Annotated in this window: 23 protein-coding genes; 8 read left to right on the top strand and 15 right to left on the bottom strand. The window is 70.9% G+C overall.

Annotation, left to right across the window (positions count from 1 at the left end; translation table 11 throughout):
- Positions 1–31: 31 nt before the first annotated feature.
- Genes ACZ7M3_RS31455 through ACZ7M3_RS31445 form a run of 3 tightly spaced genes read right to left on the bottom strand, consistent with a single transcriptional unit; the run spans position 32 to position 3,098 of the window.
- Positions 32–1,045, bottom strand: a complete 1,014-nt coding sequence (locus ACZ7M3_RS31455; RefSeq protein WP_472067549.1) for an ABC transporter permease — start codon at positions 1,043–1,045, stop codon at positions 32–34.
- On the bottom strand, positions 1,042–2,538 hold the full coding sequence (locus ACZ7M3_RS31450; protein ID WP_472067547.1) for a sugar ABC transporter ATP-binding protein: 1,497 nt from the start codon (positions 2,536–2,538) through the stop codon (positions 1,042–1,044). Before ACZ7M3_RS31450 ends, ACZ7M3_RS31455 begins: the two co-directional genes overlap by 4 nt.
- Positions 2,535–3,098, bottom strand: coding sequence for a carboxymuconolactone decarboxylase family protein (locus ACZ7M3_RS31445; protein ID WP_351302116.1), 564 nt, complete (start codon positions 3,096–3,098; stop codon positions 2,535–2,537). The genes ACZ7M3_RS31450 and ACZ7M3_RS31445 overlap by 4 nt, the downstream gene beginning before the upstream one ends.
- A gap of 233 nt (positions 3,099–3,331) precedes the next feature.
- Between ACZ7M3_RS31445 and ACZ7M3_RS31440 the strand changes: the two genes are divergently transcribed.
- Positions 3,332–3,736, top strand: a complete 405-nt coding sequence (locus tag ACZ7M3_RS31440; RefSeq protein WP_472067545.1) for a cupin domain-containing protein — start codon at positions 3,332–3,334, stop codon at positions 3,734–3,736.
- A gap of 90 nt (positions 3,737–3,826) precedes the next feature.
- Here ACZ7M3_RS31440 and ACZ7M3_RS31435 read toward each other — a convergent pair whose 3' ends face one another.
- The 6 genes from ACZ7M3_RS31435 to ACZ7M3_RS31410 form a co-directional block, all read right to left on the bottom strand.
- Positions 3,827–5,158, bottom strand: coding sequence for an MFS transporter (locus tag ACZ7M3_RS31435; RefSeq protein ID WP_472067543.1), 1,332 nt, complete (start codon positions 5,156–5,158; stop codon positions 3,827–3,829).
- Positions 5,159–5,414: 256 nt separating this feature from the next.
- On the bottom strand, positions 5,415–6,380 hold the full coding sequence (locus tag ACZ7M3_RS31430) for a catechol 2,3-dioxygenase (RefSeq protein WP_472067541.1): 966 nt from the start codon (positions 6,378–6,380) through the stop codon (positions 5,415–5,417).
- A 10-nt stretch (positions 6,381–6,390) separates the two neighbouring features.
- Positions 6,391–7,479 carry a 4-oxalomesaconate tautomerase gene (locus ACZ7M3_RS31425; RefSeq protein WP_472067539.1) on the bottom strand — a complete coding sequence of 363 codons (1,089 nt, stop codon included), beginning with the start codon at positions 7,477–7,479 and terminating at the stop codon, positions 6,391–6,393.
- Positions 7,476–8,186 carry a 4-carboxy-4-hydroxy-2-oxoadipate aldolase/oxaloacetate decarboxylase gene (locus ACZ7M3_RS31420; RefSeq protein WP_472067537.1) on the bottom strand — a complete coding sequence of 237 codons (711 nt, stop codon included), beginning with the start codon at positions 8,184–8,186 and terminating at the stop codon, positions 7,476–7,478. The genes ACZ7M3_RS31425 and ACZ7M3_RS31420 overlap by 4 nt, the downstream gene beginning before the upstream one ends.
- Positions 8,183–8,932 carry a PIG-L deacetylase family protein gene (locus ACZ7M3_RS31415; protein WP_472067535.1) on the bottom strand — a complete coding sequence of 250 codons (750 nt, stop codon included), beginning with the start codon at positions 8,930–8,932 and terminating at the stop codon, positions 8,183–8,185. The genes ACZ7M3_RS31420 and ACZ7M3_RS31415 overlap by 4 nt, the downstream gene beginning before the upstream one ends.
- 47 nt (positions 8,933–8,979) lie before the next feature.
- A complete protein-coding gene (locus ACZ7M3_RS31410; protein WP_472067533.1) occupies positions 8,980–9,630 on the bottom strand; it encodes a GntR family transcriptional regulator in 651 nt (216 codons plus the stop codon).
- Positions 9,631–10,507: 877 nt separating this feature from the next.
- Between ACZ7M3_RS31410 and ACZ7M3_RS31405 the strand changes: the two genes are divergently transcribed.
- Both ACZ7M3_RS31405 and ACZ7M3_RS31400 read left to right on the top strand, forming a co-directional pair.
- Positions 10,508–10,894: a hypothetical protein gene (locus tag ACZ7M3_RS31405; RefSeq protein WP_472067531.1), complete on the top strand. Its 387-nt coding sequence runs from the start codon at positions 10,508–10,510 to the stop codon at positions 10,892–10,894.
- A gap of 206 nt (positions 10,895–11,100) precedes the next feature.
- Entirely contained in the window at positions 11,101–12,009 is a 909-nt protein-coding gene (locus ACZ7M3_RS31400) for a LacI family DNA-binding transcriptional regulator (RefSeq protein WP_472067529.1), read from the top strand.
- Between the two features lie 43 nt (positions 12,010–12,052).
- Here ACZ7M3_RS31400 and ACZ7M3_RS31395 read toward each other — a convergent pair whose 3' ends face one another.
- On the bottom strand, positions 12,053–12,910 hold the full coding sequence (locus ACZ7M3_RS31395) for a LysR family transcriptional regulator (RefSeq protein WP_472067781.1): 858 nt from the start codon (positions 12,908–12,910) through the stop codon (positions 12,053–12,055).
- A gap of 173 nt (positions 12,911–13,083) precedes the next feature.
- Between ACZ7M3_RS31395 and ACZ7M3_RS31390 the strand changes: the two genes are divergently transcribed.
- Both ACZ7M3_RS31390 and ACZ7M3_RS31385 read left to right on the top strand, forming a co-directional pair.
- Positions 13,084–13,989, top strand: a complete 906-nt coding sequence (locus ACZ7M3_RS31390) for an EamA family transporter (protein ID WP_472067527.1) — start codon at positions 13,084–13,086, stop codon at positions 13,987–13,989.
- A gap of 209 nt (positions 13,990–14,198) precedes the next feature.
- Positions 14,199–14,666, top strand: a complete 468-nt coding sequence (locus ACZ7M3_RS31385) for a hypothetical protein (RefSeq protein ID WP_472067525.1) — start codon at positions 14,199–14,201, stop codon at positions 14,664–14,666.
- A gap of 30 nt (positions 14,667–14,696) precedes the next feature.
- Here ACZ7M3_RS31385 and ACZ7M3_RS31380 read toward each other — a convergent pair whose 3' ends face one another.
- Together ACZ7M3_RS31380 and ACZ7M3_RS31375 are read right to left on the bottom strand one after the other, a co-directional pair.
- Positions 14,697–15,044 (bottom strand): hypothetical protein, encoded by a 348-nt coding sequence (locus ACZ7M3_RS31380; protein ID WP_472067523.1) that lies wholly within the window; start codon positions 15,042–15,044, stop codon positions 14,697–14,699.
- A 227-nt stretch (positions 15,045–15,271) separates the two neighbouring features.
- Positions 15,272–16,726 carry an MFS transporter gene (locus ACZ7M3_RS31375; protein ID WP_121417481.1) on the bottom strand — a complete coding sequence of 485 codons (1,455 nt, stop codon included), beginning with the start codon at positions 16,724–16,726 and terminating at the stop codon, positions 15,272–15,274.
- Positions 16,727–16,974: 248 nt separating this feature from the next.
- Here ACZ7M3_RS31375 and ACZ7M3_RS31370 point away from each other — a divergent pair, with 248 nt between their 5' ends.
- From ACZ7M3_RS31370 to ACZ7M3_RS31360, 3 genes are all read left to right on the top strand, one after another.
- Positions 16,975–17,553 carry a TetR/AcrR family transcriptional regulator gene (locus ACZ7M3_RS31370; RefSeq protein ID WP_095856668.1) on the top strand — a complete coding sequence of 193 codons (579 nt, stop codon included), beginning with the start codon at positions 16,975–16,977 and terminating at the stop codon, positions 17,551–17,553.
- 109 nt (positions 17,554–17,662) lie between these two features.
- Complete coding sequence (locus ACZ7M3_RS31365) at positions 17,663–18,043, top strand: DoxX family protein (protein WP_472067521.1); 381 nt, start codon at positions 17,663–17,665, stop codon at positions 18,041–18,043.
- Positions 18,040–18,507, top strand: coding sequence for a peroxiredoxin (locus ACZ7M3_RS31360; RefSeq protein ID WP_472067519.1), 468 nt, complete (start codon positions 18,040–18,042; stop codon positions 18,505–18,507). The genes ACZ7M3_RS31365 and ACZ7M3_RS31360 overlap by 4 nt, the downstream gene beginning before the upstream one ends.
- A gap of 55 nt (positions 18,508–18,562) precedes the next feature.
- Here ACZ7M3_RS31360 and ACZ7M3_RS31355 read toward each other — a convergent pair whose 3' ends face one another.
- From ACZ7M3_RS31355 to ACZ7M3_RS31345, 3 genes are all read right to left on the bottom strand, one after another.
- Positions 18,563–18,934 carry a cupin domain-containing protein gene (locus tag ACZ7M3_RS31355; protein WP_472067517.1) on the bottom strand — a complete coding sequence of 124 codons (372 nt, stop codon included), beginning with the start codon at positions 18,932–18,934 and terminating at the stop codon, positions 18,563–18,565.
- Between the two features lie 79 nt (positions 18,935–19,013).
- A complete protein-coding gene (locus ACZ7M3_RS31350) occupies positions 19,014–19,397 on the bottom strand; it encodes an SH3 domain-containing protein (protein ID WP_472067515.1) in 384 nt (127 codons plus the stop codon).
- A gap of 59 nt (positions 19,398–19,456) precedes the next feature.
- Entirely contained in the window at positions 19,457–19,819 is a 363-nt protein-coding gene (locus ACZ7M3_RS31345) for an SH3 domain-containing protein (RefSeq protein WP_472067513.1), read from the bottom strand.
- Between the last annotated feature and the right edge of the window lie 170 nt (positions 19,820–19,989).

Below are 19,989 nucleotides of genomic sequence, written 5' to 3'. Positions count from 1 at the left end.
ATGACGGGCGGTGGAGAGAAGACGAGGGGGGTCAGTGCCGCGCGGAGCGGGCCTTGTGGAGCTCGTTGGCGATGGCCGCGACGAGGAGCACGCCGCCCACGGAGACCTGCTGGAAGTAGCTGGAGACCTGCACGAGGTTGAGGGCGTTGGCCACCACGCCGAGCAGCAGGACCCCGAGCGCCGTTCCCACGACGGTTCCGTGGCCGCCGGCGAGTGAGGTGCCGCCGATCACCACGGCGGCGACGGCGGTGAGTTGGAGGGTGAGGCCGCCGGTGCCGGGGCTGCTGGCACCCAGCCGGGACAGCAGCATCACTCCCGCGAGACCCGAGAGGGCGCCGGTGACGGCGTACAACGTGAGCTTGCGCGCGGTGACGTTGATGCCGCTGAGCCGGGCGACGTGCTCGTTGCCGCCGATGGCGAAGGCGTCCCGCCCGAACACGGTGAACCGCATGACCAGGGCCGTCGCCAGCAGCACGAGGACCGCCACGATCAGCAGGTACGGCACCCCGAGGACCTTGTCGTTGCCCAGGGGGAACATCCTGGTGCCGATGGAGACGCTGAGGCCGCCCTGGACCAGGAGCGCGACGCCGTCGAGCAGGGTGGCCGTCGCCAGGGTCGCGACGAAGGGGGCCACGTTGGTGAACGTCACCACCAGTCCGTTGACCAGCCCGATGGCCGTGGCCAGCAGCACCGAGGCGATCACGGTGAACGCGGTGGAGTGGCCGTGGGAGAGCAACTGCGCGCCGACGGCGGTGGTGACGGAGACGTTGCTGCCCATGGAGAAGTCCATGCCGTCCGCGGTCATCAGCAGGGTGAGACCCGCGGCGATCACCGCGGTGACGCTCACCTGACGAAGCACGTTGATCAGGTTCGTGGTGGTGGCGAAGGAGTCGGTCTGCAGCGCGGTGGCGACCACCACGACGATCAGGACCGCGACCAGGCCGGTGTGCGGCGCACGGCGCAGGCCCCCGAAGGTGAACCGGGGCCGGGGCTCCTCGGGCGGGTCGCTGACGCCCGGCGCGTCGGCAAGTGTCTTGACGCTCACTGCGGTTGACCTCCGAGAGTGGTGGCGACGAGTTCGTCGTGGGTGATGGCGGTGACGTCGTGTTCGGCGACCGCGCGGCCGGCGCTGACGACCACGACGCGGTCGGCCAGCCGCATGACCTCCTCGGCGGAGGAGGAGGCGAGCAGTACGGCCGTGCCCCGCGAGACGAGGTCGTCGACGAGGGTGTGGATGTCGGCCATGGCCGCGATGTCCACGCCGTTGGTGGGGTCCTCCAGGAAGCAGGCGACCGGCTCGGTCTGCAGCCATTTGGCCAGCAGCACCTTCTGCTGGTTGCCTCCGGACAGCGCGCTCACCGGCGGGTTCCCGGCGAGGGAGACCACTCCGTAGCTCCTGCGCAGCGGGGCCGCGCGGCGGGTGAGCGCGCCGCGCCGGTGGACGCGGCGGCGTGCGAAGCGGTCGTCGGCCAGCATCAGGTTCTCGTCCAGGGAGAGTTCGGGGACCAGGCCCAGCGCCCTGCGGTCTCCGGTGACGCAGCGCAGGCCGCTGGCGAGCGAGGCGTGGACACGGCCGAGGGGCACGGGGGCGCCGTCGACGAGCACGGTGCCGAGGTCGGGGCGGCGGCGGCCGGACAGCAGGTCGAAGAGGCGTGACTGCGCGTCCCCGGCCGGTCCCAGCACCGCGACGATCTCGCCCTTGCGCACCTCGACGGTGAAGTCCCGGATGGTCCGGCCGTCGCTCAGACCGTGCACCGCGAGGCCGATGTCGTCCTTGGGGGCGGCGCGTTCGACGCGCCGGGAGACCACGTCCCGGCCGACCATGCTGCGCACGAGCCCCGCCGGGTCGAGGTCGCCGGCCGGCGCGCTGCGTACGACGTCGCCGTCCCGCAGGACCGTGAGACGGTCGGCGACGGCCATGACCTCGTCGATGTAGTGCGAGATGTAGACGACGGCGACGCCCTCGTCGCGCAGGGTGCGCACCAGGTCCCTGATCTGGTGCGCCGCCTCCGCGCTCAGGCAGGCGGTCGGCTCGTCGAGGATCAGGATCCGGCCGCCGCGGCGGACCTCCCGCGCCACCTCGACCATGGTCTGTTCGGCGACGGTGAGCGAACGGGCGGTGCGCTCCACGCCGATGTCGATGCCGAGGCCGGACAGCGCCTTCCTCGCCTCGGAGTTGACGGCTTTCCAGTGGACCGTGCCACGCCTGGTGGGCAGGTCGCCCAGCATGACGTTCTCGGCCACGGTCAGGCCCATCGCCAGTTCGCGGCGCTGGGGAACCGACGCGATGCCGAGCCGTCGGGCCCTGCGGACGGTCAGTCCGGAGTACGTGGCCCCGTTGACCTGGATGGTGCCGCCGTCGGGCTGGTGCGCCCCGGAGAGGATCTGCACCAGTGTCGACTTGCCGGCTCCGTTCATGCCCATCAGCGCGTGCACTTCGCCGGGGTACAGATCGAGGTCCACACCCTTGAGCGCGGCCGCCCCGCCGAAGCTCTTGGTGACGCCCCGTACGCGCACCACGGCCGACAGGGCCGTCACGGCCGCGGTCCGTCCCCGTCGGGGACGACACGCTCGTAGCCGCGGATGTCGGGGAAGGGGGGCTCACGATCGGCCTGGAGGTCCACCTGGAAGGTGTTCAGGCACATGCCGAGCATGGTGAAGTTGCCGAGCGCGCCGATGGTGTCGACCAGGCCCTTGGGGCCGAAGTGCTGGAGTGCGCGGGCGAAGGTCTCGTCGGACACGAAGTGGTTCTCGAGGACCTCGCGGCAGAACCGGTAGAAGGCCTGGTCCGCCTCGTCGTCGAAGACCGCCTCGCGCTTCTCGGCGACGGCCTTGACGGCGGCCTCCGGGATGCCGGCCTCGATCGCCTGGTGCACATGCGCGTTCCAGGAGTACTGCGCGTCCCAGTTCCGGGCGGCCATCAGCAGGGTGAGCTCGCGCAGATGCTTGGGGAGGTCGCAGTCGAAGCGGGCGAAGGCGCCGAGGGATTCGGCGCGTTCGCACATCTCCGGGCTGTGCAGCCAGACGCGGAAGGGGCCACGGACGGCGCCGCGCCGGCCGGCGATGCGGGCGGCCAGTTCCTGCTGGCGGGGATTCATTTCCTCATCGGTGAGAACGGGGAGCCTCATGGGGCCGATACCTGCCTTCTCTTTCCGGCGTGTTTCCGGCACGTACGGGGAAGCCGTGCGATGCCAGCCGAAGGTACAGCCGAGTTCGGGAAGCTCACCCCTCCCGGAATGCAAGGTAAAACTGCACGCCGGAGGGCACCCATTCATGGGGACGCGACCTAACGTCGATCGACGCAACAGCGTTGATGGGAGAGGAACTCCGGATGACCACGATCATCAAAGTCGCGTCCGTGCCGCCGCTCGACCGTGGTGGTGCCGTCATGACGACACCGCTGATCACCACGCCCTCGGCAGCCGGGGAGAACCGCATCACCAGCGGCATGAGTGTCTATCCGGTCGGCTCCGGGGCTCCGTTGCACTCGCACAACTGCGACGAGCACGTGACGATCCTCGAGGGCGAGGCGGAGGTGGTGGTCGACGGTGAGGTGACGAAGCTGGAGCAGTTCGACACCACGTACGTGCCGTCGCCCGTCCCTCATCTGTTCCGCAACATCGGCGACCGCCCGCTGCGCATCCTGTGGGTGTACACGTCGGGCACGGTCACGCGTACGTTCACCGAGACCGGGGTGACGGTGGAACACCTCTCGGCACAGGACCAGATGGGCTGAGATGGGCCATGGGTGGCGCTGGTCGTATCTGATCCGGACATGCCTGAGGCCGGGCCCCGCCAGGTCCCGGCCTCAGGCATGTCGTCGCGGTCAGCCGGTGGTGGTCAGCTGCTGGGCGGCGTCGCGCTGCGGGGTCCGCTCGGGGCCGCGCAGGCCGGTGAGGGCGACGAAGACCGTGGCGAGCACGGCGGCGATGGCGAACGCCGTGAAGCCCCAGCTCTCGGACTTGGCCGCGACGAGCTGGCCGCCGAGCCACGGTCCGAACACGGCGCCGAAGCGGCCGATGCCGGAGACCCAGCCCACGGCGGTGGCGCGGTTGTCGTCGCTGGAGCGGCCGGCGACCGTCGCGTAGATCATGGCCTGAGCACTGAAGAGGAACAGGCCGGTCAGGAAGACCACGACGTAGGTGAGCGGCAGCGCCATGTGGATGCCGAGCAGATAGACGCCGAGGGCGGTGGCCGCGAACCAGACGGTGGCGACGCGCGCGCCGCCGAAGTGGTCGGAGAAGCGGCCGGCGATCAGCATGCCGGCGATGCCGCCGAGGTTGATGACGATGACGAAGGACAGCGAGGAGCCGAGCTCGTATCCCGCGCCGCGCATCATGGTGGGCAGCCAGTTGCTGACGCCGTAGACGAGCAGCAGGCCGCAGAACGAGGCCAGCCAGAACAGCAGCGTGGTGCGCCACAGGCCGCCGCGGAACAGGGCGACGACAGCGCTCCAGCGGTCCCCGGCCGCGGGGCGCTCCGCCGCGGGGGCGGGCAGTTCGACGTCGTAGCGCTCGGCGAGCTCGCGGGCTTCCCGTGTGCGTCCCTTGGCGACCAGGAAGTTCAGGGACTCGGGGAGGTACTTGGCGATCAGCGGGACGCCGATGAGCAGTGGGACCACGCAGATCCAATAGGCGACGCGCCACTGGCCGGCGCCGGGCGTCCACAGGCCGACGAAGCCCGCCAGGATGCCGCCGGCCTGGTGGGCGGTCATCAGCGTGCCGACGATCAGAGCGCGGCGGCCACGCGGGGCGTACTCGGCGACCATCGTGATCGTGGTGGGGAGCAGGCCGCCGAGTCCGAGACCCGCGATGAACCGGCCGAGTCCGAAGACACCGAGGCTGGGGGCGACGGCGCAGAGGGCGGACGCGAGCGAGAAGACCGCCGTGCAGGTGATGATCACCTTCTTGCGGCCGATCCAGTCGGTGACCGTACCCGCGGACAGCGCGCCGATCAGCATGCCGAAGGTGGCGTAACTGCCCAGGTCGCCGGCCTGGGACGGCTGGAGCCCCAGGGCGTGCTCGGCGAGCATGTTGGGCAGCACGGAGCCGTAGACGAACATGTCGAGGCCGTCGAAGAGCACGACCAGCCAGCACAGGCCGACGACCAGCGTGGCCAGTCCGGTCCCGCGGGCGCGCAGGTCTGGGGAGGGAGACATCATTGTTTCCTCTCGTCCGGGAGAAGTGTCCCTGGAGGGGATGAGTGAGGCGGGTCGGTGCGGCTCGAGCGGCCTGACCCGATGGTGCGCACGACGCTAGGGTTCCGGTTCCCTAAGTGTCAACGCTTTTGTCAACAATCTCAGGAACAATCCAGCCAACGGTTCCGAGAGGCTACAGCAGGAGAGAAACAGCAGGTGAAACGGCCATGGGCGGCACACATCCGTGTGCCGCCCTGCCTGTTTCGCTGACTTGTTCTCAGTGGTCCGCGGCCGGGTCCAGCGGCGGTGTGCCATGGGTGTGGAAGGACTCGATGGTCTTCAGACCCCACGCCTGCCCCTTGGCCCGCTCGGCCTGGGTCCACGTGATCAGGGGCCAGTCGGGGGCCAGTACGAGACGGGTGAGCGGGTTGCACAACTCGATGCGGTTGCCGCCCGGCTCGTAGACGTAGAGGAAGAACGTCTGCTGGATGGCGTGCTTGTGCGGGCCCGTCTCGATGAACACACCGGTGTCGAGTGCGAGATCGGCGGCGCGCAGGATGTCCTCGCGGGTGTCGGTCGCGAACGCGATGTGGTGCAGCCGCCCGCGCGAGCCCGTCCAGTCCTCGGTGTAGACGACGTCGTACGACTTGTTCGTGAACGTCAGCCACTTCGCGGCGATCCGGCCGCCGTCGAGCTGGATCTGCTCGGTCGGCCGGGCGCCCAGGAGGTGCTGGTGGAAGTCGGCGTTGGCGGCGACGTCGGCGGCCAGGTAGTTCACATGGTCCAGGCGGCGTACGCCCACGCCGTGACCGGGCTTGGCCTGGGGCTGGTTCTTCAGCCCCGGCTTCAGCTCGTCCGGGGCCTGGTACCACTCGGACTCCCAGTACAGGGCCAGTTCGTGGCCGTCGGGGTCGGCGGTGACGTACAGCGGACCGAGGCCCGGCTCGTCCTCGGTCCAGCGGCCCTGGCGACCGGCGGCCTCCAGTTCCTTGACCCTCCGCCGCAGGGCCTCCTCGCTGGAGGCGCGCAGGGCCGTGCGGCGCAGACCGGAGGTCTGGTGCGCGGTGAGGACGAGGCTGTGGTGCTCGTAGTCGTCCCAGGTCCGCAGATAGACCGAGTCACCGCTGCGGCCGTTGACCGTCAGGCCGAGGTAGTCGGTGAAGAACCGCAGACTTCCGTCCAGGTCCGGGGTGAGCAGTTCGACGTGCCCGAGGTGGGCGATGTCGCCGAGGGGCGGGGCCATGCAGGCCTCCTTAAGGGTGAAGTGCGGCTCCGGCCGGTCGGGGGAAGACCGTACCGTCGAAGATCTTGCGTGCGGTGCGGACGACGGCGGTACGGCGGGCCACGGGGGCGGCCCCCGGGGTGCCGTCGTCGATCTCGCTCTCGATGTCGAGGAATCCGGTGGGATGCTCGATGCGCAGTCGTCCGCCGTTCTCGGGCAGACGGGCGACGTCCTGGCCGACGCCGCCGTGGACGCGCAGCCCGGCGGCGACACTGGCGGCTCCCAGGACGCCGATGGCGGTGTGGCAGCGGACCGGGATGAAGGTGCGGGTCATGACCGCACCGCCGTTCGTGGGCGGCGCCAGCAGGCTGAGCTTGGGCACGGTCGTCTCGCTGACGTCGCCCAGGCCCATCAGCAGGCCCGCCTCCAGGCGGATCCGCTGGAGTCGGTCGTGCAGGGTGAGGTCCTCCTCCAGGTCCCGCGGCCTCTCGTAACCGGTGACCTGCAGGGAGGCGGCAGCGATCAGCACGGTCGGCATGCCGTTGTCCACGCAGGTCACGGGCGTGTCAGCGACGATGTCCCGGGCGTGCCCGGTGGGCAGCAGGGGGTTGCTGCCCCGCTCGAACTCGATCACCACGGGTGCGGCGGTGCCCGGCACGCCCGAGATCTCGGCCGGGCCCGCGTAGGAGACGCGCCGGTCCGGCGTGGGGAAGGTGGCGGTGGCGCGGTCACCGCTGTTGACCATCCGGATCCGTACCGAGGTGTGGCCGTCCCGGGCGGCGATCAGACCGCGTTCGACGGCGAACGGGCCGACCCCCGCGAGGAGGTTGCCGCAGTTCTGCCGGTCGGAGACCTCGGCCCGGTCCACTCCCACCTGGAGGAAGAGGTAGTCGACCTCCGCGTCGGGGCTCTGGGAGCGGGAGACCACCGCGACCTTGCTGGTGAGCGGGTGCGCTCCGCCGAGTCCGTCGATCTGCCGGGGGTCGGGGCTGCCCATGACCCGCAGCAGCAGGTCGTCGCGTGCGCCGGCGTCGGCCGGCAGGTCCTCGGCCAGGAGGTAGGCGCCCTTCGAGGTCCCCCCGCGCATCAGCATGCAGCGCAGTTCCTCGCCGGTGCTCATGACGGGGAACCGTTGCGTTCGTACTCGTCGTAGGCCTGGTACCGCACCCCGAGCCGTACGAGGGTCTCGCGCAGGCCGTAGCGGTCCAGGCCCAACTGGCCCTCGGCGAAGGCGGCCCGGGAGGCGTCCTCCTTGGCGGTGCGCGCCTCGGCCGCCTTGACGGCCGTACCGGCCCGCTCGCGGGGTACGCACACCACGCCGTCGTCGTCGGCGACGATGACGTCACCGGGGCGGACGACCTGGCCGCCGAGCACGACGGGTATGTTCACCGAGCCCGCCGTGGCCTTGACCGTGCCTTGGGCGCAGACGGCGCTCGACCAGACGGGGAAGTCCATGGCACGCAGGTCGGCGGTGTCGCGCACCCCGGCGTCGATGATCAGGCCGCGCACCCCGCGGTACTGGAGCGCGGTGGCGAAGAGGTCGCCGAACATCCCGTCGGTGGAGGGCGAGGTGGTGGTCACGACGAGGATGTCGCCCTCGCGGCACTGCTCGACCGCCGCGTGGATCATGAGGTTGTCGCCGGGCCAGCACAGGGCGGTGACCGCGGTGCCCGCGATGCGCACGTCCTGCTGGATGGGCCGGAAGCCGGGACCGAGACTGCCGGTTCGGCCCATGCCCTCGTGGACGGTGGCCACGCCGTAGCCGCCGAGCGCCTCGACGTCCTCGGCATGGGCGCGCGGCGGGTCGGTGACGATCAGGCCGCTCATGCCAGCTCCTCCGTGACCTGCGGGTAGGGACGCATGTAGGCCTCGCCGTAGGTGGCGTGGGGCAGGCCGAGGTTGGGGCCCGCGTTGCGCTTGAGCTGTACGCCGCGCCGCTTGCCCAGGTCGGTGTAGTAGTCCCACAGGTGCTGCTGGGCGGCGAGGCACTCCATGGCCTTGCGCTTGGTCTCCCAGACCGGGGTGATGTCGAGGAGGACCTCGGGCCGGAAGCCGCACATCTCCGGCTGGTGCGGCTCGAAGAAGAACACCGGCGGGGCTCCGATGATCTCGCCCTCGGAGGGGTAGCCGATGGCCTGGGCGAGGACACGGGCGTCCAGGGCCATGCGGGCGGCCGCCGGGTGGTCACCGTTATAGGGATCGTCCAGGGGGTGGGTCAGGACCACGTCGGGCTGGGTGTCGCGGTAGATGCGTACGAGCTGGTCGGTCAGCTCCTGAGTGACGAGCAGGGGGTAGTCGCCGGCGTCCAGGAAGCGCACCCTGGCGCCCAGCGTCGAGGCCGCCGCCTCGGCCTCGGCACGGCGGATCTCCTTGATCTCCTCCAGCGACTTGCCCTCGCGCCAGGCTTTGGCGGACTCACCGCGCTCCCCGTAGGTGAGGCACGCGATGGTCACCTTCTCTCCACGGGAGGCGGCCAGGGCGATGGCTCCCCCGGCCCGCCAGACGAAGTCCCCTGCATGCGCGGTGATGACAAGTGTCGATCGTGGGGTGGTGGGCGCCTTGCCGTACGTCATTGCTCACATCTCCTTGTGGACAGGCCGGATGCCCCACCACCGCGACGTCATTGGCGCAGCGCGTCGATGACTCCCGCGAGGTGGGTACGGACGGCCGCTTCGGCCGCCTGCGGGTCCCGGGCCCTGATCGACTCGATCATGGCCAGGTGCTCACTCAGGGACTGCTGGGGGCGCCCCGGTCTCAGCGCGAGCTGGAAACGGTGGCGCACCAGCTGCCCGTTGAGCCGCTCCAGCAGCCCCACGGCGACCTGCTGGCCGGAGAACTCCCTGATCCGGTCGTGCAGTTCGTGGTTGAGCCGGGAGTAGACCAGTGGCTCACCGCCCGCGACCGCCTTGGACATCGCCGTGCCCAGGTCGGTCAGCTGGTCCAGCTGGTCCTCGCTCGCCGCGACGGCCGCCTTGCCCGCGCAGAGGCCCTCCAGGACCATGCGGCACTCGGTGATGGCCACCGCTTCCTCGACCGTCACCACCCGCACCCGCGAGCCGCGGTTGCGGATCCGCTCGACCAGTCCCTCCGACTCCAGCTCGATCAGCGCCGCCCGGACGCTGGCCCGCGTGACACCGAACTGCTCGGCGAGTTCGGTCTCCACCAGCCGCTGGGCCGGTGCCATGTCGCCGTGCAGGATCGCCTGCCGCAGGTGCACGAGTGCGTGCTGCTTGGCCTGCTCGCCGGTGCCTGGACGGGCTTCCTTCGGCATCGCGCCCTCCCTGAGTGAGTGCCTGTCGAACCTAAATCCAGCCCAACAAGATTGTCAACAATTTTGTTCTCTATGTTGCCGACATGCCCTGTCGACGGCCAGGCCACCCACCACCACAGGGCGCCGACCAGCCCCAAGCGTCCCACGGCCACTCGGCAGTGACGGTCGCCCGGCCGGGCACGTGTCGATCTCCGCATACAGAGAGGCCACTGCCCCATCTCCCGGGCCGGGCAAGGGCGCGACGCCCACTTCGCGGACACCGAGCGCGTCGTCGACCCGAGGGCAGCGCCGTCGAGGATCCGCCTCGGGGAATGCCAACTCGACGTCGGCCCCTCTTCCTTGGGCGAGTCGGGCCGGGCGCGCGTCGTGCGCCGCGCGGGCCGAAGAGGACGGCCGGGACCGCCCTGACCAGCCCCGATCTGGGCGGGCGTCAGTCACCCAACACCAAAAGGAAGTAAAGGGAGTTACCTGCGGCGCCACGGCCTACTTCATCCGCTCCCGGGGCCCACCTGCTGCGCTTGACTTCGTTGTCCCGGTATGCGTAGTTTGGATACGGGTTGAACAGAAAACAGACGTTTTGCCTGGTGAGAAGACGAACAATCTCAGCATCCCGACCGACTACATCCCGACCGACGACAACCCGGTCGTCGGTTAACTGACGGACGGGCGCCCCGCCGCGGGGTTCGCTGCACTCAGCAGCCCAGGTGGGCCCGATGCCGCGCGATCAGCGCGTGAGTCGGCGGACGGCGATTCCCGTCACTTTCAACGCCGATGTACCGGACCCTCATCGCGAACGTCTCAGTGCCTCAGTGGTGCCGACGTCACCGCGGCCGTGCAGGGCCAGGACCTGTCTACGCTCCCGGGAAGGGAAAGCACCATGCGGATCATCACTTCGAGGACGTTCCGGCTGGTCGCCAGCCTGTTCGCCGCTCTGGCCCTGGCGTTCGGCACGGCCGGCATCGCCAGCGCGACCAGCTCCCACTCGGACTCCGGTTACTCCTACAGCAACTGGAACGACGACGGAGGCCACGGAGACCACGGAGACGACGACGGCGGCTACGGCGGCGGCGGTGACTACGGCGGTGGCGGCGGAGACCACGGCGGCGGTGGCGGCGGAGACCACGGCGGCGGCGGTGGCGGAGACCACGGCGGCGGCGGTGGCGGAGACCACGGCGGCGGCGGCAACGGCGGCGGCGGTGGCGGAGACCACGGCGGCGGCGGCGGTGGCGGCAACGGCGGCGGCGGGGGCGGTGGCGGACACTGACCCCAGTGGTCGCAACTGACATCTGAAGATTGACGGCCCGTCATCTCACCGAAGACGACTGGTCTTCTCCGAACGGTCCCGCGTCGCGCCAGCGACACGGGACCGTTCGGCGTGCGGCCGTACGACCTAGACTGGCGGTCTTCCACGGTCCCGGTACCGCCGCGACAGAACCGATCGGGGGCGTGATGATGGCCGGTGCACGGCGCGTGACGCTGAGCGACGTCGCCGCGGCGAGCGGCGTCTCGCGGGCGACCGTGAGCTTCGTGCTCAACGACGATCCGAACCAGACGATCTCGCCGACCACGAGCGAACGCGTACGCCAGGCCGCACGCGATCTCGGCTACGTACCGCACGGCATCGCGCGGGCGCTGCGCGAGGGCTCGTCCCGCATCGTCGTCCTCGACGTCGACTGGGGGCTGGAGGGCAACTACTCGCGCAGCTACATCCGGGGCCTCGACGACGAACTCGCCGCGCACGGCCATGTGCTGCTCGTCCGACACGGCCACTGCGCGCCGCACTCGACGCAGCAGGTCCTCGACACGATCGCTCCCCGGGCCGTGCTCCGGTTCGCCGCGCATCTCACCGGCCACGAGCCCGGAGCGGCGGGCGACTGGCGTGCCGGGTTCGCCGCGAACGCCGCCCTGCAGATCCGGCATCTCGCCGACCGCGGCCACACGCACGTCGCGATGGCGTTGCCCGACCACGACTCCCCCCTGCTGGAAGTGCGGCTGCGCCTCGCCCGGGAGACCGTGAGCACACTGGGGCTCGCCCCGCTGACCTCCTTCGTCGTGCCCCGTCCGAGGACGGCCGGCACCAGCGCCGTCAAGACCTTCCTCGCCGCGCACGGGACCGTGACGGCGGTCGCGGCCTTCGACGACGACATCGCCCTGCGCACCCTGACCGCCCTGCACGACCTGGGACTTGCCGCGCCCGACGACCTGGCCGTGATCGGCTTCGACGACACGGAGTACGGCGCCCTCGTCACACCCGCGCTGACCACCGTCCGCATCGATGCCGAAGTCCACGGCCGCCTCGCCGCCCGCGCCGCGCTCGGCCTCGATCCCGCCGGGCTCAGCCCCGAGCCCGGGCGGATCATCGCGCGCGACTCGGCGTGACACCGGCGGGCAACACGGCGCACCCGATGCGCCCCGACGTCGGCTACGCGGCCCGGCGATAGAGCTCCGTCAGGAGTTCGATGACGGCGGGGGCGGCGGGGTGCGGGTCCTCCCGCCACCAGGCGAGCCGCACCGCGATGGGCTCGGCGTCGCGCACCGGCCGGTAGACGACGCCGGGGCGCGGGTACTGGTGCGCGGTGGACTCGGCCGTCATGCCCACACAGCGACCCGTGGAGATCGCGGTGAGCCACTCGTCGACATCGTGGGTCTCCCTGGTCACCGGGCGGGAATCGGGCGGGAACAGCTCCGTCGTCGTGGTGCCGGTCCTGCGGTCGATCAGCAGGACGCGCCCGCCGAGGTCGGCGAGTCGCACCGAGCGGCGTCCGGCCAGCGGATCGTCCGCGGCCAGGGCGCACAGCCGCCGTTCCAGCCCCACGATCGCGGAGTCGAACCGCCGGTCGTCCAGGGGTCTGCGCACCACGGCCGCGTCGCAGGCTCCCTCGGCGAGGCCGGCGGTGGCGGAGTTGACACGGACGAGCCGCAGCTCCGTCTCGGGGTGTGCCCGCGCCCAGTCGCGCTGAAAGGCCAGGGTGTGACGGCCGAGCGCGGACCAGGCGTACCCGATCCGCAGCGAGGCGCGACCCGACGTGGCCTCCTGGACCAGGTCGGCCACCTCCCCGAGTACCCGCCGGGCATGCGCCAGCACACGCAGTCCCGTCGCCGTCGGGGCGACCTCGCGGGAAGTGCGCCGCAACAGCCGCACCCCGAGGACGCGCTCGAGCGAGGCCAGTGTGCGGGACACGGCGGCCTGGGAGACCCCGAGCGCGATGGCGGCGTCGGTGAAGGTGCCCTCGTCGACGATGGCGACGAGACAGCGCAGCTGTCGCAGCTCCACATTCATGACGGAGGCGTGCTTGACGGAGTCGTCGGTGACGGAGTCGTCGGTGACGGATGCGTCCTCGTCGGAAGCGCCCTTGCCGGAAGCATCTTCGGCTGAAGGATCCATGACTCAAGCGTATAGATGGACCCGCTGATGCATTTTGTGCAAGAGCCCCGGCCTCCCAGCATCGAGACATGCACGCAGCCTCCGCACGCCCGGCAGAACCCGCGCGTCGCACTCCCCCGGCGCCCACGGCCCCGAAGCCGGGCGGCACGCCCCTGGCCGGCGTGGTCGCCATGGTCGGCAGTGGCCTGTCCAACCAGACCGGTGCCGCGATCGGCTCCCTGGCCTTCCCCGTCCTCGGCCCCGTCGGTGTGGTCGCGGTGCGTCAGTACGTCGCCGCGGTCGTCCTGATGGCAGTGGGCCGCCCCCGGCTGCGGACGTTCACCCGGGGGCAGTGGTGGCCGGTCGTGCTGCTGGCGCTGGTGTTCGGGACCATGAACCTGTCCCTCTATACGGCGATCGACCGCATCGGACTGGGGCTGGCGGTGACCCTCGAGTTCCTGGGCCCGCTCAGCATCGCACTGGCCGCCTCCCGCCGCCGCGTGGACGCGTGCTGCGCGGTGATCGCCGCGGCGGGCGTCGTCACGCTGATGCGTCCGCGCCCCTCCGCCGACTTCCTCGGAATGGGCCTCGGGCTGCTGGCCGCCGGGTGCTGGGCGTCGTACATCCTGCTCAACCGCACCGTCGGCCGCCGCATCCCCGGGGCGGCGGGGTCCGCTGCCGTCGCCGGGCTCTCCGCCGTACTGTTCCTGCCGGTCGGCGTCGCCGTCGTGGTCCGGCATCCTCCGACGCCGACGGCGGTCTGCTGCGCCGTGGCCGCCGGCGTACTGTCCTCCGCGGTGCCCTGCCTCGCGGACCTGTTCACCCTGCGCCGCGTCCCGGCCCCGGCCTTCGGTCTCTTCATGAGCGTCAATCCCGTCCTGGCCGGTCTGGTCGGGTGGATCGTCCTCGGTCAGAGCCTGGACTGGACGGAGTGGACGGGCATCGGCGCCGTCGTCGCGGCCAACGTGCTCGGCATTCTGGCTGCACGAAGTTGACGGACGCTTCACGGACCTGACGGAAGTCCGAGCAACGGACGTCTCCAGAAGAACGTTTCGGCGAAAACGCCAGACCGCGCCACCCCTTCCGCCACATAGAAATATCTACCAGCATGAACACGCCGGGTCGGCGCCCAGGTGCGGGTTCCGCAGTCGAGTGCGCCGCTCCACGCCTGGTCAGACGGCCTGCGAATGCCCTGGAGTCGGTCATGCCGGATGTGATGTGGATGCAAGGTGTCGAGTGGCTCGCGGCGGCTGCCTCGGACCCCCGGGTCTGCAAGCGGGAGTGGGATCAGGGGTCGGGGACCGTGCTCATGGAGGCCGGGCGGTTCTGGGACGTACTCAGCGTTCCCGAGCAACTCGGGCTGCTCGCCCTGGACATCCTGTGGAACGACCCGCTGCGCGCCCCCGGCCCCACCCTGGTGGACACCGCGTGCCGGAGAGTGGGCTTCTTCCTGCCGCCGGACCCGGCCAGCCACTGGGTCGGCTCCGGGCTCCGCCACGCGGGCAAGGGCTCGTGGGTCGCCGTACCACCGCCGTACCGCGCCGCGCGGTTCCTGGAATGGATCATTCCACCCGACGGGACCGGAGCCCTGCATGCCGCGGTCCCCCTGGAACTGGCGTTGCAGCGGGCCAACGGGACGCTCGCCGTCCTGGCACCCCCGCCCGGAGGGTGACCGGCACTCCGCGGCAACGCGCGGAGGGGTTCACCAGCCCAGCAGGCCACGGGGTACGGGGACGGCGGGTACGGAGACTGCGGACACGGTCCTGGGCTCGGCAGGTACCGGTCCGGTGGCCCTCTCGTCCCGCATCTCCGCCCAGGAGTCGACCGGCCACGCCGCGCTCTCGAAGGGGCTGGAGGCGGCGAAGGAGGCCCACAGCACCGCGACCACCTCGCGGTGCTCCGGAACCACCCGGCCCTCGGCCCGCCACTCCGCGACCAGTTGGGCGTGGATCGGCGGGTGGCCCAGACGCCCGTCCGTCAGCTCGGCGTAGGGCCGACCCGCGAGGCCCGGCTGCGGGCGGCGCCGCTGGGCCGTGTGAGTGCTGTCCATGTCGGAGCAACGGCGGTGCGTGCGCCGGTGGTACGCACCCGTAGTACCGCTCACCGAGTCGGGTGAACGCGCCGCCCGTTCGGAGCCACGCCCCTGTCCGACAAGCATCTTCACCCATCAACTTCACGCATCGACTTCACGCATCGACTTCACGCATCGACTTCACGCATCGACTTCACGCATCGACGCGGTCGCGCCGAGCATGGTCGCGCCGAGCATGGACCGGGTCAGCTCCGCGCGCCGGGAGCGACGGCCGCCTCCGGTTCCGTACGCGCGGAGTCGGCGCCCGCGCGGGCCGAGGCGGAGAGCCGGCCGGCACGCTGGACCGGCACGAGGAGGGCGGCCAGCGCCGCGGCCAGGCAGAGCAGGGCGAGCAGGGTGAACCCGTGGGTGTATCCCGAACCGTAGGGAAGACCCGAGGACTGGAGCCGGCCGGTCACCAGAACGCTGGTCACGGCCGCGCCGATGGACCCGCCGATGGTGCGGATGTTGGCGTTCATCCCGGTCGCGGCGCCGGTCTGCTCGGGCGGCACGCTCCCGACGATCAGGTTGGCCATCGAGGCGAAGGCGAGTCCGATGCCGAGACCGAAGATGCCCGCGGCGAAGGCCACTTGCCACTGCTGGTCGTGCCACAGGGCGAGGAAGCCGCAGGCGACCGCACCGAGTGCGGCACCGGTCGTGAGCAACTTCTTGGCGCCGAGGACGGGCTCCAGCCGACCGCTGAGCACGCCCGAGCAGAACATGGCGAGCAGCATCGGCAGCATGAGCAGTCCGGCCGCGGTGACACTGGCGCCGAAGCCGTATCCGGCGGAGCTCGGGGTCTGCACGAAGCCGGGGAGGAAGGACCAGATCGCGTACATGCCCGCGCCGAACAGGAGCGCGGCGGTGTTGGTGGTCCACACCGCGGGCAGGCGCATGACGCGCAGGTCGATCAGCGGGGTGCGGGAGCGCGCCTCGGCCAGCAGCCACAGCGCGAAGAGCAGGACGGCGGCGGCGAACAGTCCGATCACCCGGGCCGACCCCCAGCCCCACTGGCCCGCCTGGCTGAGCGGGAGCAGCAGCGCGACCAGCCAGCCCGACAGCAGGACGGCGCCGAGCCAGCTGACGCGTCCCTCGGCCCGGCTCGGGGATTCGGGGACGTAGCGCAGGGCGATCAGTGTGGTGACCGCGACGACGCCGACGGGCAGCCAGAACAGCCAGCGGTAGTCGAGCGCGGACACGATGGGACCGGCCGCCACCAGTCCGACGCCGCCGCCCGCGGCGATCACGGCGGACAGGTTGCTGATGCTGGGGCCGACCTCGGCCGCGGTGAACTCGTCCCGGATGATGCCGAAGGAGAGCGGGAACAGCGCACCGCCTATGCCCTGGACGACCCGGGCGACGATCAGCACGCCGATGTTCGGCGCGAGCGCGGCGAGCAGACAGCCGAGGGTCACGGTCACGAGGACGGCGACGAGGGTGCGCTTCTTGCCGATCAGGTCGCCGACCCGGCCGAGGATCGGGGTGAAGACCGAGGCGGACAGCAGGTAGGCCGTCATCACCCAGGTCACGGTGGACTGCGAGGTGTTCAGGGCGTGCTGGACGGTCGGCAGGGCCGGTGCGATCAGCGACTGGAGCATGGAGAACACGCCCGCACCGGTCGCGAGGACCGCGAAGGTGAGGCGGGTGGACTTCGTGGGCATGAAAAGCCTCTCCGAACGGAGCGGAACGGAACAGAGAACGAAACGGAGCAAGCGGAACGGCCACTCGAAGAGCGGGGACGGGCTGCGTACGGCCCGTTCGAGGTCACAGGGGGTACGAGCGCGTCGACGGTGCGTGCGGACGCACGCCACCATGGGGAACGCACCCCCGACTGCTAAAGTGGAGGTATGCCTCCACTGTAACGGAGGCTCACCTCCGCTTCAACTTCTTCTCGGCCGGGAGGCACCAAGTGACGGCTCAGCCGTTCCCCATCAGCGGGATCGTGGCGTCCCGGCGCCCGCATCGCAAAGACGCCGCACGCAACTACGACGCCCTGCTGACCGCCGCGCGCGAGGCCTTCGCGGAGCACGGCGCGGAGGCGTCCCTGGAGGACATCGCCCGGCGCGCGGGCGTGGGCATCGGCACCCTCTACCGGAACTTCCCCACCCGCCGCCACCTCTTCGAGAGCGTGTACGCGGACGAGGTGGACGCCCTGTGTCAGGTGGCCCTGGGAGTCGCCGATCGGGAGCCCTGGGAGGCGCTGACCTCGTGGCTGCGGCGGTTCGTGGACTACACCGTGACCAAACGGGCCATCCGTGAGGCGCTCGACAACGAGTCGGAGATCTTCCTGACCTGCCGGGACTCGATGTACCAGGCGGGCGGCCCACTGTTCGAGCGGGCGCAGAAGGCCGGCGAGGCGCGCGCGGACATGGACTTCGACGACCTGCTGCGCATGGTCGCCGGGATCACCTCGACGAACTTCCTCGACGACACCCAGCGCGACCGGGTCCTCACGGTCGCGCTGGACGGCGTCCGCGCCGCGCGCTGACGTCGGCCCGGGGCAGGCAGGAGGGACCCCTACCCCTTCGTGAGCCTCGTCGCCCGCACCACCCTTACCCTCCAGTAATATCTCGCGGCAGTCCCCTGGAGGAGGAACCGTGCCACGGTCGGAACGCTCAGCCCTGTTGCTCGCCGGCCTGCTGGCCACCGCGGGTGTCGGTCACTTCGTGTCACCACGGCAGTTCGACGCGACCATTCCGCGGGCGCTGCCGGGGGCGCCCCGGACCTGGACGTACGCGAGCGGTGTCGCCGAACTGGCGCTGGCCGCCGGGTTGGCGGTGCCCCGTACGCGGCGGGTGGCCGCGCTGGCCACGGCGGCCTTCTTCGTCGGGGTGTTCCCCGCCAACGTGCAGATGGCCGTGGACTGGCGCCGGCGTCCCACTCCGCAGAAGGCCGCGGCGATGGCGCGCCTCCCCTTGCAGGTGCCCCTTGTACTGTGGGCACGCAGCGTTGCCAATGGTGGGAAGGGTCAGTCATGACGCGTGGTGTGGACGTGGGCGACAAGGTCGAGGACTTCGCCCTGCCCGACGAGACCGGTACGGAGCGCAAGCTGACCGAGCTGCTCGGCGAGGGGCCGGTCGTGCTGTTCTTCTACCCCGCCGCCCTCTCCGCCGGCTGCACCACCGAGGCGTGCCACTTCCGTGATCTGGCCGCCGAGTTCACCGCCGCCGGCGGGCGGCCGGTCGGCATCAGTGGTGACGCGGTCGACAAGCAGCGGGAGTTCGCCGGGCGTCACACGCTCGGGTACCCGCTGCTGTCCGATGTCGACGGCACGGTTCGCGAGCGGTTCGGAGTGAAGCGCGGCTTCTCCCTGGCACCCACGAAGCGGGTCACCTTCGTCATCGCGCAGGACCGCACCGTCCTGGAGGTGGTGCGCAGCGAACTGCGGATGAGCGCCCACGCGGACCGGGCCCTCGCCGCGCTGCGGGCCCAGCAGGGCTGACCTTCGACTCGCACGCGGCGGCCGGACCGTCCTGCCTCGGCCCGGCGCGCCCGCGTCACTCGCCCGTCGCCGGCGGCCCGACGACATGAAGGTCGTAGGCGCCCACCAGGCCGACAGCGGCGTCGAGGCCGAGGGACGGGGGCAGTTCACCGGCAAAGGCCACCGGGGTGCCGTTGCGGGTGAACCATTCCGCGACCCCGGTGGGCACCGAGGTCACGAGCAGTCGGGATTCCGGGCTGCGCACGACATGGCGGCGCGGCACGCCGCGCGGACCGAAAGCGACGTCGCCCGGGCCCAGGTCATAGCGCTGCTCTCCGACGAAGAAGGTGATCTCACCTTCGAGTACGGCCCAGATCTCATCGTCATGGGCGTCCACGTGCATGCTGATCCTTCGCTTCGTGAGGCGGTCGGACGTGACCTCGTCCATTGTGCGAAGCGGTGCCTCGAGGAAGCTTCAGTCATCTGACTGGTCCGTCCGGCGGGCCTGGGACCGGCTGCCGCGCGGGTCAGCACTGCGCCGAGGCCGGAAGGTCGGCCCGCTCGTCACCGCGGAGGTACAGGGCGCTGACCCAGCCGTTGCCGATGCCGGGGCCACCGGAGAGATGGATCCAGATGTGGCTGGTGGAACCGTGGTCGACGACCGTCTCGCCGGAGAGCCAGCAGAAGGCGGGGTAGCTGTACCCGGCGCGCAGCCTGCCGATCGCGGGGTGGCCGTTGCCCGGGCCGGAACGGATGGGCGCGTCGACGACGGGCACGACGGTGTACGTCTCGAAGGCGGCCTGCCGCGTGAGGCCGGTCGGCGCCGCGGCCGAGGCGGTTCCCGCGCTCAGCAGGCCGCACGCGAGCACGGCTCCGGCGAGGACGGCGGCGGCCTTGCGTCGAATGCTCATGGATGAACTCCCTGGCACGTAGGGACGATCGCGGTGGATTCCGGTGAGTTCCGTTGCCTTCAGCACTGGTCGGTGGCCGGCAGATTCGCGTACTGGTTGCCCTTGAAATAGACGGCGCTGCTGAATCCGTCGGCGAATCCGATCCAGATGTCGTTCGTGTAGCCGTGGTCCGTGATGGTCTGCCCGTGGGTCCAGCAGTACGCGGTGTAGGACTGGCCGGCGGTCAGGGTGGCCAGGTAGGCGCTGTCCTTCGTCGGCAGCTTGCGGACCTTGACGTTCTCGTAGGGCACCACGGTGTACGACTGCTCGGCGGGCGAGGCGGGCGCGGCAGGCGCGACTGGCGCGGCGGCGGCCAGGCCGGCCGGGACGAGGAAGGCGAGCGTCGCGGCGCACGTGGTGATGACGGCCGGAATACGGCGCATGAGAAATTCCCCCTGTGTGTGGTGTTTCGCTTTCGACCACCGCCACAGTGGGCGCCGCGGGAGCACGGCGGCAATGCCATTCAACGGTGTTCGAAGTGAGCCCACGGCCGCGGAAGATGGAGCGCGGGTGTACTGCCGTTGTCCCTTCGGTGGTCGGCGGGCGTCCATAT

The organism is Streptomyces sp. NPDC111656, from assembly GCF_055656965.1.
The sequence above is the reverse complement of the archived record's forward strand: the minus strand, read 5'-3'. Positions and strand labels throughout refer to the sequence as shown.